Origin of the sequence: Bacillus sp. B28 (assembly GCF_029536185.1) — a bacterium.
GTDB classification, from domain to species: Bacteria; Bacillota; Bacilli; order Bacillales; family Bacillaceae; genus Bacillus; species Bacillus halotolerans.
Genome location: NZ_CP120511.1, coordinates 2,929,136 through 2,941,049 on the forward strand (window position 1 = coordinate 2,929,136; position 11,914 = coordinate 2,941,049).

At 41.3% G+C, this 11,914-nt stretch carries 14 protein-coding genes, 2 pseudogenes and 1 other annotated feature; of the genes and pseudogenes, 6 read left to right on the forward strand and 10 right to left on the reverse strand.

All coding sequences use genetic code 11. From position 1 onward, the window contains the following. Positions 1 to 48 precede the first annotated feature (48 nt). Complete coding sequence (locus P3L57_RS14550; protein WP_059291838.1) at positions 49 to 237, forward strand: hypothetical protein; 189 nt, start codon at positions 49 to 51, stop codon at positions 235 to 237. Positions 238 to 317: 80 nt separating this feature from the next. Here P3L57_RS14550 and P3L57_RS14555 read toward each other — a convergent pair whose 3' ends face one another. The 7 genes and pseudogenes from P3L57_RS14555 to P3L57_RS14585 form a co-directional block, all read right to left on the reverse strand. After that, complete coding sequence (locus P3L57_RS14555) at positions 318 to 1,052, reverse strand: DUF6060 domain-containing protein (RefSeq protein ID WP_059291837.1); 735 nt, start codon at positions 1,050 to 1,052, stop codon at positions 318 to 320. A gap of 71 nt (positions 1,053 to 1,123) precedes the next feature. Next, positions 1,124 to 1,624 carry a hypothetical protein gene (locus tag P3L57_RS14560; protein WP_059291836.1) on the reverse strand — a complete coding sequence of 167 codons (501 nt, stop codon included), beginning with the start codon at positions 1,622 to 1,624 and terminating at the stop codon, positions 1,124 to 1,126. 205 nt (positions 1,625 to 1,829) lie between these two features. Beyond that, positions 1,830 to 2,774: pseudogene (locus P3L57_RS14565) on the reverse strand (N-acetylmuramoyl-L-alanine amidase). A 55-nt stretch (positions 2,775 to 2,829) separates the two neighbouring features. Beyond that, on the reverse strand, positions 2,830 to 3,093 hold the full coding sequence (locus P3L57_RS14570) for a phage holin (protein ID WP_059291834.1): 264 nt from the start codon (positions 3,091 to 3,093) through the stop codon (positions 2,830 to 2,832). A 14-nt stretch (positions 3,094 to 3,107) separates the two neighbouring features. Next, positions 3,108 to 3,320 carry a BhlA/UviB family holin-like peptide gene (locus P3L57_RS14575; RefSeq protein ID WP_031600555.1) on the reverse strand — a complete coding sequence of 71 codons (213 nt, stop codon included), beginning with the start codon at positions 3,318 to 3,320 and terminating at the stop codon, positions 3,108 to 3,110. A 51-nt stretch (positions 3,321 to 3,371) separates the two neighbouring features. After that, positions 3,372 to 3,545, reverse strand: coding sequence for an XkdX family protein (locus tag P3L57_RS14580; RefSeq protein ID WP_082687874.1), 174 nt, complete (start codon positions 3,543 to 3,545; stop codon positions 3,372 to 3,374). After that, positions 3,545 to 3,772, reverse strand: a complete 228-nt coding sequence (locus P3L57_RS14585) for a hypothetical protein (protein ID WP_232460774.1) — start codon at positions 3,770 to 3,772, stop codon at positions 3,545 to 3,547. The genes P3L57_RS14580 and P3L57_RS14585 overlap by 1 nt, the downstream gene beginning before the upstream one ends. A gap of 25 nt (positions 3,773 to 3,797) precedes the next feature. Between P3L57_RS14585 and P3L57_RS14590 the strand changes: the two genes are divergently transcribed. Both P3L57_RS14590 and P3L57_RS14595 read left to right on the forward strand, forming a co-directional pair. After that, positions 3,798 to 4,343 carry a hypothetical protein gene (locus P3L57_RS14590; RefSeq protein ID WP_139127441.1) on the forward strand — a complete coding sequence of 182 codons (546 nt, stop codon included), beginning with the start codon at positions 3,798 to 3,800 and terminating at the stop codon, positions 4,341 to 4,343. An 83-nt stretch (positions 4,344 to 4,426) separates the two neighbouring features. After that, positions 4,427 to 5,572, forward strand: a pseudogene (locus tag P3L57_RS14595) (tyrosine-type recombinase/integrase). Between the two features lie 118 nt (positions 5,573 to 5,690). Here P3L57_RS14595 and sr7p read toward each other — a convergent pair. The 3 genes from sr7p to acsA all read right to left on the reverse strand — a co-directional run bounded on the left by sr7p (position 5,691) and on the right by acsA (position 9,286). Continuing rightward, on the reverse strand, positions 5,691 to 5,819 hold the full coding sequence (sr7p, locus tag P3L57_RS14600) for a small protein SR7P (RefSeq protein ID WP_024122505.1): 129 nt from the start codon (positions 5,817 to 5,819) through the stop codon (positions 5,691 to 5,693). A 131-nt stretch (positions 5,820 to 5,950) separates the two neighbouring features. Beyond that, positions 5,951 to 7,219, reverse strand: a complete 1,269-nt coding sequence (gene tyrS / locus P3L57_RS14605) for a tyrosine--tRNA ligase (protein ID WP_069487060.1) — start codon at positions 7,217 to 7,219, stop codon at positions 5,951 to 5,953. Between the two features lie 48 nt (positions 7,220 to 7,267). Then, positions 7,268 to 7,510: a binding site (T-box leader), on the reverse strand. Between the two features lie 54 nt (positions 7,511 to 7,564). Next, positions 7,565 to 9,286: an acetate--CoA ligase gene (gene acsA, locus P3L57_RS14610; protein WP_059291831.1), complete on the reverse strand. Its 1,722-nt coding sequence runs from the start codon at positions 9,284 to 9,286 to the stop codon at positions 7,565 to 7,567. Between the two features lie 160 nt (positions 9,287 to 9,446). Here acsA and acuA point away from each other — a divergent pair, with 160 nt between their 5' ends. From acuA to P3L57_RS14625, 3 genes are read left to right on the forward strand one after another with little or no spacing between them, the layout of a single operon-like run. After that, the gene (gene acuA, locus P3L57_RS14615) at positions 9,447 to 10,079 is read left to right on the forward strand and encodes an acetoin utilization protein acetyltransferase AcuA (protein ID WP_069487059.1); all 633 of its coding nucleotides are present in this window, start codon (positions 9,447 to 9,449) and stop codon (positions 10,077 to 10,079) included. Positions 10,080 to 10,105: 26 nt separating this feature from the next. Beyond that, entirely contained in the window at positions 10,106 to 10,750 is a 645-nt protein-coding gene (locus P3L57_RS14620; RefSeq protein ID WP_069487058.1) for an acetoin utilization AcuB family protein, read from the forward strand. Continuing rightward, the gene (locus P3L57_RS14625) at positions 10,747 to 11,913 is read left to right on the forward strand and encodes an acetoin utilization protein AcuC (RefSeq protein ID WP_059335601.1); all 1,167 of its coding nucleotides are present in this window, start codon (positions 10,747 to 10,749) and stop codon (positions 11,911 to 11,913) included. The genes P3L57_RS14620 and P3L57_RS14625 overlap by 4 nt, the downstream gene beginning before the upstream one ends. Position 11,914: the final 1 nt, after the last annotated feature.

Below are 11,914 nucleotides of genomic sequence, written 5' to 3' on the forward strand. Positions count from 1 at the left end.
ACTTACAATTGTTTTTTCGATGTACCTAGCTCTAGGAGTTGATATTGTGTGACTGATTTTGAGCACAAGTTATATCAAATCTTTGTTAATATGCGTCTATACGGAAAGAATCCAACTCTTCCCGAACTGAAAAGAAAGACTGGGAAAAGCGAACAGGAAATACGGGATGCCACAAAAAGCCTAATCCGCAAAGGAACTCTTTCATGGGATGAAGAAAAGAAAATATGGATTATTTAAAAAGCCCAACTCATATGAGAAGGGCTTTTTTGAGCGAGGGTATTACTTTTACCCTTCCTCTATTAAACTGATCTATCATACTATTTTTTAGTAAAAACAAAAGAATAGTATCCATCAGCTTCTCCAGTTCTCAGCTTAATTGCTGATCTTCCGTAAGCTGATTTGCTACTGATTTTACCATGCATTGTAGAATACTGCGTTAAGGTACCTGTAGACTTTCTTTTGTATGGTTTAAAAGCTATATATCCTGATTGACCTTTTTTTATTGTAAAGGAATATGTACTAGAACTAGATTTTGCTGACGTAAAATTAAAACTAGCACCATAGTTTATAGCTTTAATTTCTGATGAAGCATTAACACTGTAAGACTTAGATACAGTAGCTTGCCATTGTTTATCTACTCTACACGATGATGAAGTACACTTAATTGATGCTGAAACTTTAATAGGATTTCCATAATATTTAGTGGCTGATTTTTCTTTATAACGCCAAGTTCTAATATCAACGTCAGCATAGGCATTAAATCCTGGCTCGTCATTATTTTCCTCAGAAACAACAAACTCATTCTCTAAATCTTCGTTTTCTGTCGTTTTAGTCGCTTTTTCATATTCATCTTTTGAAACAGGTACAAGACCATTTTCTGTCGCTTTGAATGGTGCAATTACTGCATTTTGTTCCTCATCATAAAATTTTTCAACATTTGAATCAGATAGATTGATAGTATTTTGCTCGGCTGCAAATCCTTTCGTAGGATTTCCAAAAATCATCAAACATACCACGCAAACAGTAATCAAAAACGCAACTTTCTTTTTCATATACACCCTCCTCATTTTTATGACACATTAAAATATTACCAAAGGAGGAGAGTTTTGTAAATGAGATGTGATTAATTTATACTAGGAATTAACAAATAATATATTCCTGATTTCTTATCCACATGAGGAGTTACATTATTATCTGTCTGGGTTTCAATTTTTAGATTTTTTGTTTTGTTAAATCCAGCATATAATTTATACTTTTTACCTGAATACGACTTTACATCACCTGAAATATCAGTCTTATTATTCTTACTATCAAGTACTATATCATTCCCGTTCTTTACCCATGTCACTTTTTTATCTTTCCATGCCAATGTTCCTGTACCTATACCCATTTGTTTATTTTTTTCAAATGTATATATCACAACTTTTTCATTGTCAATTTCCTTTGTTTCATCTATAAAGTCAGTAATATAAGGTGATTCTTGTTTAGCGTACTGTAAAGCTTCCTGTTCACTATTAAATTTTTTCGCTGAATCAGGAGTTTCATTATTCTTAATAAAATAAAAGCCAACTATGAAAATAATAGAGATGGCCAATAAACAAATGATGATCTTTTTCCCTTTCATAACAATAGTCCTCCAATTTAGAAAATATGTTAGTTATTAGTATAACAATGTTAGAGTAATAAAATAAAGATCTTATTAATTTAGTTTCGAAATAGTCAGTCATTAGCTCTCGTTAATTAAGTTACTCATTAAAGCATTAATTAAAAGGCCCTCTCATAGAGAGGGTCTTTTTTCACTTCAATAAAGATTCAAGTTTTGCTTTCGTTTATTTTACTGTTGCGCCTGTGTGCTTCGCAGCATAGATGTTTACCTTTCCGAACTGATCCGTCTTGATCGTGTAAACGTCCGTTTGTGGATTACCGAGAACCCCGAACTTCAGGCCGCCGAATTTCTTAGGACGCAATAAGCCGCATTCGTTCCCTTTGACCGGCGCCTTGTTTGTCGGATAGATGCGCCATAAATCGGCCGAAGCTGGAAGGTAAACGTATTTCTTACCGCTGGATGACGTCTTAGAAGAGCCGGATGATCCCGTCAGCTTTAGCACTTGGCCGACTTTGATTTCATTCGGATTCTTAATATTATTCCATTTCTGAAGGTTTGCCACACTTACCCCATGCTCTTTTGCAATCGCAGAAAGAGTATCGCCTTTTTTGACTGTGTAAGTGCTCCCGGAAGTTTTTGACATCGATGATGACGGTTTAGAAGTTGTTTTCCCGCCTAGCGTTTTCAATTCTGCATCAATGGCAGTCTTAACCTCGTCCCATTTTCCCTCTGACAAAATACGGTGCGGACAATATTTGCCGTTCCAGTCTTGATGCTTGCGCACACGATCAATACCCTAGCCGCGCTCTATGAGCAGCTGCGCCACAAATTTGATTGCTAGTTTTTCTGCCGCCTTGTATCTAGGGCCTCCTGACTTGCTGTAACAGATTTCAACGCCTATAGACTTACGGTTTCCGGTGCCGTTTGTGCCGTCTCCTGTGTGCCATGCGTTACGATTTAACGGCAGCCCTTGAATAACCTCTTTGTCATCGACTGCAAAGTGAAAGCTTGTCGAGCTTGTATTCCCGATCATATAGCTGATTTCATTGGCAGCTGACGCGTCATTCGCTGTATTGTGGATGGTGATGTATTCTGCTGTCATAGCGTTTGGGCATTTCAAAGCGTATTTTGCTTCTGATACAAGATTCTTTTTCACTGAGATTGTCATGAGTGTTCTCTCCTTTATTTTTAATATAAAAAAGCCACTGGGTTATCCAGCAGCTTCATTTTGTTAGATTATTTTGTTTGAGAACTGCTTTTTGCTGGTGACCTCTTGTAGTCACATAGTTATTTTTGAACCATGCTGCAGCTGTAGTCCCGATAGTAAAGATTAGAGAACCAGCAGTGTAAAGAGCATCCGCAAGCTGATTAACCTGATCTTCTGAAATATCCAACGGTGACTTACCAAGCATCAGCATTGTTTGGTTAATAAGTGCAATCAAAAGAAGCACCGTCCGAATGAATGTGCCTTTGTCATAGTTTTTCATATCATTTATGCCTCCTATTGTACTTTGCTTTCAATTTTGTCTAGCTTTTCAATTACAACATCATACTTTTCACTGAACTTCCCCAAGACTTCATTTTGGGAATCAATTTGATTATAGAGTTTTGCTTCCCTTTCTTTACTCGTTTTCATGACATAGAATAGGAGCCAGCAAAACAACACAGCAAAGGGCCCCTGAGTGATTAAATATTGTGTAATATCCATTTCCATAAAGCCCTCACCTCCCTCATGGCAAAATAAAAACACCTCAATGGGTGTTGGTTAACTTCCTAAATCTATGACAACCGGCTCTGTGGCTGGATAGGTCAGGCCGGTGATTTCTTTATTTTGTTCTTCTGTGATTCTATTCAAGACAACAAAACGGGCGACGTCAGCATTTGTGTAATACTGTCTTCCCCATCCATAAATGGTTTGGATATTTTTGAACCAATCCATCACGCTTCCCCTCCTTCAGCCAGCATTAATAATAAGTCCGCTATCATTTCCGCTTGAGAATCTATCAAGTTCTGGGCTTCAGCCAGCTGCACCATGATTTGAGCGTTTTGAAACTTTAATTCATCTAAAGGTGACGGAACTCTTCCTTTTTCAACTTGTTTTAAAATCTCATCTTTTTCTGCTTGAGTTGCTACTTCTGACCATTTTTGCTCTTCGGGGTGAAACACAGGGTTCGGTTATGAGATGGTGGAATTGGCTGACAACTATAATAGTGAAATTGATTACAATAGAAATGAATTTTTCTTCTTTGAAAATAAGGATGCCGAATATTCTCCAGAAAGATTAAAAATAGGGGATTTACTTTATTGTGAGGGTGTTGCTCCAGACGAAGATCCAGGAACTTTGGATACTTATTTAATCTATAATCATCAAGAAGATCGTTACTATGTACGAAGATTTCTCGATTCGAATCTATTCATGGATATAATTAGAAGTGTAGACGATGAAAAAACAAATAAAAAATTACAAAGTATACTTAAACAAAAAAATATAGATGAATTACTTATTTTGATTCCTGATCAATTGGGGAGCCAAAATTTGCTCATTTGTACAAAAGAAGAAATTTCAATACTTGGAAAAGTAGTGTATGTAATTTTTTCGCCAATGGTTGATGCTTTTGGTAGACACGGACTTGATTTTAAAAAAATGGCGAGCAAGAAATTTGAAGATGATTCAAGAAAGATCCAAAACCAGATAAATCATTTAAGACAAACAAACCCAAAATTTCTTAAAGATTAATTCTCCTTTTAATTGAAAGGAGGTGATACTAAATTTAAAAAGCCCCCTTTATTGCGTCTGTCCACGTTAGAAAGGGATGCTATATGAAATTATATAAGTCAAAAAAAGATAACGAATTATTTTATTACTTTAATGCAAAGTAAGAAAAACGTTGGTGTTATAGACACCGGTATTATGACAAAAATAATAAACGTAAGGAAAAGTCGCGGCAAGGTTTTAAAACGGAAAATGAAGCATACAGAGCTTTATTAGAAGTTAAGACAGGGATCATATCAGGTGAAACAAAAAAAGTTGAAAACTCGAATTTAACTGTAGCTGAATGGCTTGATACTTGGTTTGATTCCTATAAAAACCAATGGAAAATCACAACGCAGCTACAAAGACAGAATGCAATTAAATATCAAATGAAACCCTTGTTAGGCAGATACAAACTTGCTGATTTAGATAAGAGCACTTACAAAAGAGTTTACATTAATGAGCTGTTAAAAAGATATAAGCCCAGCACGGTCCTGTTATTCCATCGGCTCTTTAAAGTAGCAATAAATGCAGCAGTAGATGATGAGATATTAACGCGAAATCGTTTTAATAAAATAACAATCGAAAGTGATGAGGTTAGTGATAACTTTTACACAGCCGCGGAATTGAAACAGTTTCTATCTGCTGCAAAGCAATATGAAAATATAACTAATTATACACTCATTTTCTTGCTGTCATATACCGGCATGAGAAAAGGTGAAGCATTAGGCTTAAAGTGGGAGGATTTAGATTTTGATAATAAGACTCTCACCGTTAACAGGACCAGAGATAATAAAGGGGTTCGTTCCCCAAAAACTAAACGTAGCTACCGCACTATTTTAATTGCTGAGGAACTGATTGAACAGCTAAAATTATACCGCAAATGGTGTAAAGAGATAAAGTTCACTTACGGGTTATATTTATCAGATGAGGATTTTATTTTCATCTCTTTTCAAAGCGGGCTACCTGTAACTGATAACACAATCATGTATTCTATGCGACGTCTCTCAAAGAAAACTGGTTTAAAAAAGATAACTCCGCATGGATTAAGACATTCTCACGCGACAATATTAATTAGTAAACGAACGCCTGTAAAAGTCATAGCGGATCGGCTTGGAAATACTCCGCAAATGATTTTAGATATATACGGACATTCTTTCAAAGACTTGGAAGAACAATCTGTACTGGCTTTCGACCAGGCACTCAATTTTTAAAGATTGGGGGAGGTTTTGGGGGAGGTTTTTAAAAAGAGCCCTCTAAAACCTATTAATACTAGGGTTTATAACGTTATTGAGTTCTACTCTCGTTAATCGTTTAAAAAACCCCCTGCCGCTATGCGGTCGGGGGTTTTTTTTCGTCTGATTCTTCTACCGTTTCCTGCTGGACAACACTTTCTCTGGTCTGCTGCTCCCAATAATCCCGCTGTAATCTTTCTTTGGCGATCGTACACATGAGATTCACGGTGAGCTCTCCCTCCTATTGAAAAGGTGGTGAATGGTCGTGTTTGCCCTATCTAATATACTCTTTCCCTCAAATTCCTATGCGCTAAACCAAAAACATCCTTTGCCAATTAAGCAAAGGATGTTTTTTTCTTATTTATATGTGACAAGGAAGTATTTTTTCTTCCCGCGGCGAAGAACAGTAAATTGATCTTCAATGCGGTCTTCAGCAGATAAAATATAGTCAATTTCTGTCTGGCGTTCACCGTTAATGTAAACGGCTCCGTTTTTAATATCTTCACGGGCTTGGCGTTTAGACGGTGACAGTTTCGATTCAACCAGCACATCTACGAGTGACAGTTCTTCAGCGCTGTCTTTTTCTAGAGAAGGCACATCTTTAAAACCGATTTTTACGTCTTGGGCAGAAAGCTCTTTAATATTGCCGCTGAACAATGCTTGGGAAATATTGATCGCTTGCTCCAGTGCCTCGCGTCCGTGAACGAGCGCTGTCACTTCTTCTGCCAGGCGTTTTTGCGCTTCACGCTTTTCAGGTGCTGTTTCAGTTTTTTCAGCATATTCTTCGATTTCTTCCTTTGAAAGGAACGTGAAGTATTTTAAATATTTCACTACATCACGGTCGTCTGTATTGATCCAGAATTGATAGAACTCATATGGAGACGTTTTTTCTTTATCAAGCCAAATTGCGCCCCCTTCGGTTTTTCCGAATTTTGTGCCGTCCGCTTTCGTTACAAGCGGAATGGTAAGACCGAATGCTTTTGCTCCTTCTTCTTCAGATTTTCTGATCAGTTCAAGGCCAGCTGTAATGTTGCCCCATTGATCGCTTCCGCCGATTTGCAGCTTACAGTTTTTCTCTCTGTACAGGTTTAAGAAATCATAGGATTGAAGAATCATGTAGCTGAATTCCGTGTAAGAAATGCCGGATTCGATTCTGGAGCTGACTGTATCTTTTGCCAGCATGTAATTGATGCCGAAGTTTTTGCCGACGTCACGAAGGAAGTCGATCACATTCAGGTTTCCGATCCAGTCGTAGTTATTTGCCATAACAGCCGGGTTTTCTGCTGATTCAAAATCAAGAAATCTTGAAAGCTGATTTTTGATTTTTTGCGACCATTCGACAACGATATCAGCCGTATTTAACGTACGCTCAGCTTTTTTTCCGCTCGGATCGCCGATTAAACCCGTCGCGCCGCCCACAAGCGCAATCGGATGGTGCCCCGCAAGCTGAAAACGGCGGAGTGTTAAAATGGGCAGCAGGTGCCCGATATGCAAGCTGTCTGCTGTCGGATCAAAGCCTGAGTACAGGCGGATTTTTTCTTCGTTCAGCTGTTTATTCAGTCCTTCTTCATCCGTCATTTGCTGAATCAATCCGCGGAAGGATAAATCTTCAAGTAAGTTTGTCATGAGATAAAGCTCCTTTTTTAATAAAATAAAAACGCCCCTTCGTGTAAACGAAGGGACGATTGATTATCGCGGTACCACCCTACTAATAAGAGCATACATACAGCTTTTCGGCTCTTATCACTTTGCCTGATAACGGATCAGGTCCGTTCTTTCACTACTGAAAGCCTGAGCGGCTTTGTTTGCAAAAGCGGTTCATGAGTGTATTCGATATATCCGTCTGTGCTGATTTTCACCGGCCATCAGCTCTCTGGAACGTAAGGATATTCTACTTGTCTCAATCTTTACCTTTTCATATGAAGCTATATCATTTTTAACATAAATAAAATCCCGTGTCAACGGCGCCTTTTAATCCTCCATCGTTGACAGGTCTCCGGCCGGAAGATTCAGCTCCCACGCCTTAAGCACACGTCTCATAATTTTACCGCTCCGTGTTTTTGGCAGCTTATCCTTAAATTCAATTTCACGCGGAGCCGCATGAGCTGCAAGGCCTTGTTTGACAAATTGGCGGATTTCTTCTTTCAGTTTATCAGACGGCTCAAACCCTTCTCTGAGAGCGATAAAGGCTTTGATGATTTCGCCGCGCACGGGATCAGGTTTTCCAATGACCCCCGCCTCCGCAATTGCCGGATGTTCGACAAGCTTGCTTTCCACTTCAAATGGCCCGACACGCTCACCGGAGGTCATGATGACATCGTCCACTCTGCCTTGGAACCAAAAATACCCTTCATCATCCATGTAGGCAGAATCACCCGACACATACCATCCGCCAGGCATAAAATAAGATTCGTATTTTTCAGGGTTGTTCCAAATCGTGTGCATCATAGAAGGCCAGCCCTTTTTAATGGCGAGGTTCCCCATTCGATACGGCGGAAGCTCGTTCCCCTGATTGTCAACGATTGCTGCTTCTACACCGGGAATCGGTTTTCCCATCGAGCCTGGTTTAATATCCATGCAAGGATAGTTGCAGATCAGCTGGCCGCCCGTCTCTGTCATCCACCATGTATCATGAATCCGTTTATGAAAAACTTTATGCCCCCATCTGATCACTTCCGGATTTAAAGGTTCACCGACACTCAGCACATGGCGGAGTGAAGTCAGATCATATTTGGCAGCCATCTCATCTCCGGCTCCCATCAGCATTCGAAAGGCAGTCGGCGCGCTGTACCAGACGTTTACGCCAAGCTGCTCAATCGTTCCATACCAGCTTTCCGGGCTGAATCGTCCGCCGACAATAACATTTGTCGCTCCGTTCAGCCACGGCGCAAAAATCCCGTACACCGTTCCAGTCACCCAGCCTGGGTCGGCCGTACACCAGTAAATGTCCTCTTCCTTTAAATCAAGGACCCACTTTCCTGTCTGATACTGCTGAACCATCGCCTCATGGACATGAAGCACACCCTTTGGCGTACCCGTAGATCCTGATGTATAGTGAAGCAAATAGCCGTCTTTTTTGTCCATCCATTCAATGTCCAGTCTTGTGCTCTCATGCTTTGCCACTTCATCATAATGAATGATGCTTGTTCCGCTCTGTTCAGCCTGGCCGCCGACTATGAATATATGCTGTAAATCAGGCAGCTTGTCAACCGGAATCCTTTCCAAAAGCTCAGGCGTCGTGACAACAACCTTTGCCTCGCTGTTTTGAAGCCGGTCCTTAACAGCCCCCTCCATAAACGCTTCAAATAACGGCCCGGCGATTGCGCCGATTTTGATAGCGCCTAGCATAATAAAATAAAGCTCGGGTGATCTCGGCATAAAAATAAAAACGCGGTCCCCTTTTTCCACATTTCCATACCGTCTCAGCACATTCCCGGCTCTGTTTGTTTCTTCTTTCATTTCTTTAAATGTGTATTTTTCATCCCGTTTTGCGTCCTTATAATAAAGTGCTACTTTGTTTTTCCGAAAAGATTCGGCGTGGCGGTCTATCGTTTCATAAGCCGCGTTCAATTTCCCTGTCTTATGCCAAGAGAAATGTTTCTCCGCTTCGGACCAATCAAATTGCCGATACGTTTCATCGTAGTTTTCTAGGTTATGATCCCCCTCTATCGCTGGCAACGCTTTCAAATTCATGTCCAAACATCCCCCTTTGCTGAAGTTGTCACATTTATTATAGTATATATTCATATTCTTCTCAATTTTTAAAATATAAACCATGTTGAAAACGCTTTATAATTTGTTATTCTTAAAGGAGGCATGTATTTTTTATAGAAATTGATGGGACGGTGAATCAGTGGAACATCATAAAACATATCACTCTGCAAACATCAAAACAGCAACCGGCTCCTTACTGATAGAAGGGCCTGTCTCTCCAGAAGACTTGGCAGGTTATGAGTTTCATAAGGATTTGACCGCATTTCGGCCGCCCCGGGAACAGCATGAAGCATTAGTCGATATTGCCGGCCTTCCTGAGGGACGCATTATCATTGCCAGAGACGGCCAGGCCATTGTCGGCTATGTGACGTATCTATACCCTGACCCGCTCGAAAGATGGTCAGAAGGAAATATGGAGGATTTGCTTGAGCTCGGAGCCATTGAGGTGGCGCCGGAATACCGGGGATGTTCTGTCGGAAAAACACTTCTGACCGTCAGCATGATGGACGAACAAATGGAGAACTACATTGTGATGACGACAGAATATTACTGGCATTGGGATTTAAAAGGGATGAAAAAGGATGTGTGGGAGTACAGAAAGATCATGGAAAAAATGATGAACGCAGGCGGATTGGTCTGGTTTGCTACCGATGAGCCAGAGATCAGCTCCCATCCTGCGAACTGCCTGATGGCGCGCATCGGAAAAAACGTCAGCCAGGAATCAATTGAACGATTTGACAGGCTCCGTTTTTATCATCGTTATATGTATTAACTGACACTGACAAAGGGGAAAAGATAATGATTGTTGAGCAAATCATGAAAAAGGATGTCATCACATTAACGAAAACGGATACGCTTGAAACGGCAATACACAAGCTGAAGGAATTTCATATCAGGCATTTGCCTGTTATTAATGAAGACCGTCATGTGATTGGAATGATTACAGACAGAGATATGAAACAGGCCAGCCCCAGCATTTTTGAAGAAAGCAAACGCAGCCGTTTTCTCACACGAAGCGTTGAATCCATTATGAAAAAAGACGTCGTGTGCGCCCATCCGCTTGATTTTGTTGAAGAAATATCAGCCGTTTTCTATGAGCATGGCATCGGCTGCCTTCCAGTCGTGCAGCATCAAAAGTTAATCGGCATTCTGACAAAAACCGATTTGCTGCGGACTTTTGTGAAGCTGACAGGCGCTGACCAGCCCGGATCGCAGGTTGAGATAAAAGTAAATGACATCACAAAAAGCCTCGCCGATATCAGCAGCCTCTGCCAAAGACTTCAGGTCAAAATACTGAGCGTTCTTGTCTATCCCCATGACGATTCCGGCGCAAAGGTGCTTGTATTCCGTGTCAAGACGATGAATCCGCTGCCGTTTTTGCAGGAATTGCAAAAAAACGGGCATCTCATCGTATGGCCGTCAGAGCACAGGGATCAGCTATGAGGGACAGTGTGTTTATTTATTCTCCCTCTTATCAGACTTATATGTTTCATCAGGAGCACCCCTTTAATCAGCAGCGTGTTCTGCTGACATATGATTTGCTCAAATCGATGGATGCCTTTGACGAGGGGGATATCGTCAGTCCGCGGCTTGCTGCGGAAGATGAGCTGGCTCTTGTGCATACGGACGATTATATTCAGGCAGTACAGCTTGCCGGCGCCGGAAAACTTCCACCCGAAGAAGGGGAAAGCTACGGGCTCGGCACTGAAGATACACCCGTCTTTGCAGGCATGCATGAAGCGGCCTCACTATTAGTCGGCGGAACCTTAACAGCTGCGGATTATGTCATGTCTGGACAAGCACTGCATGCTGCCAACCTTGGGGGAGGCCTGCACCACGGGTTTCGAGGAAGGGCTTCTGGATTTTGCATATACAACGACAGCGCTGTAGCGATTCAATATATTCAGAAAAAATATCAAGCCAAGGTGCTGTATATTGATACGGATGCCCATCACGGAGACGGTGTGCAATTTGCGTTTTATGATAATCCCAACGTATGCACCCTGTCCATTCATGAAACGGGACGGTATTTATTCCCCGGAACCGGTCAGATTCAGGAAAAAGGCAGCGGAAAAGGCTACGGATATTCCTTTAATATCCCGCTTGATGCTTTTACAGAGGATGATTCATTTATTGAGGCTTACCAGACAGCAGCTTCAGAAATCGCCGCTTATTTTCAGCCGGATGTGATTATCAGCCAAAATGGAGCTGATGCCCATTACTACGATCCGCTGACGCATTTGTCGGCAACGATTGCCATTTACGAACAGATTCCGCGGCTTGCTCACGCTTTAGCGCATCAATATTGCGGCGGAAGATGGATCGCCGTCGGAGGAGGCGGATATGATATTTGGCGTGTGGTACCCCGTGCCTGGGCCCGAGTATGGCTTGAAATGAAAGGGATCGATCCCGGACATGACATTCCATCTGAATGGATCGCAAAATGGCAAAAGCAATGCCCAGTCACCCTTCCGTCCAGCTGGAGCGATCCCGCCGATTTATATCCGCCGATTCCACGCAAGCCAGAAATTACAGAAAAAAATGCCCAAACCGTCAGCAAAGCGTTATATGCGATACGTTCAGAGCGTCAGGAAAAAACAAAATAAA

What these genes read in the sequence shown, in the direction of transcription:
- P3L57_RS14555 (WP_059291837.1), bottom strand. Translation starts at nt 1,052, where the DNA reads ATGAAAAAGAAAGTTGCGTTTTTGATTACTGTTTGCGTGGTATGTTTG.
- P3L57_RS14560 (WP_059291836.1), bottom strand. Translation starts at nt 1,624, where the DNA reads ATGAAAGGGAAAAAGATCATCATTTGTTTATTGGCCATCTCTATTATT.
- P3L57_RS14570 (WP_059291834.1), bottom strand. Translation starts at nt 3,093, where the DNA reads ATGAAAAACTATGACAAAGGCACATTCATTCGGACGGTGCTTCTTTTG.
- P3L57_RS14575 (WP_031600555.1), bottom strand. Translation starts at nt 3,320, where the DNA reads ATGGAAATGGATATTACACAATATTTAATCACTCAGGGGCCCTTTGCT.
- P3L57_RS14580 (WP_082687874.1), bottom strand. Translation starts at nt 3,545, where the DNA reads ATGGATTGGTTCAAAAATATCCAAACCATTTATGGATGGGGAAGACAG.
- tyrS (WP_069487060.1), bottom strand. Translation starts at nt 7,219, where the DNA reads ATGACAAACTTACTTGAAGATTTATCCTTCCGCGGATTGATTCAGCAA.
- acsA (WP_059291831.1), bottom strand. Translation starts at nt 9,286, where the DNA reads ATGAATTTGAAAGCGTTGCCAGCGATAGAGGGGGATCATAACCTAGAA.
- P3L57_RS14620 (WP_069487058.1), top strand. Translation starts at nt 10,106, where the DNA reads ATGATTGTTGAGCAAATCATGAAAAAGGATGTCATCACATTAACGAAA.
- P3L57_RS14625 (WP_059335601.1), top strand. Translation starts at nt 10,747, where the DNA reads ATGAGGGACAGTGTGTTTATTTATTCTCCCTCTTATCAGACTTATATG.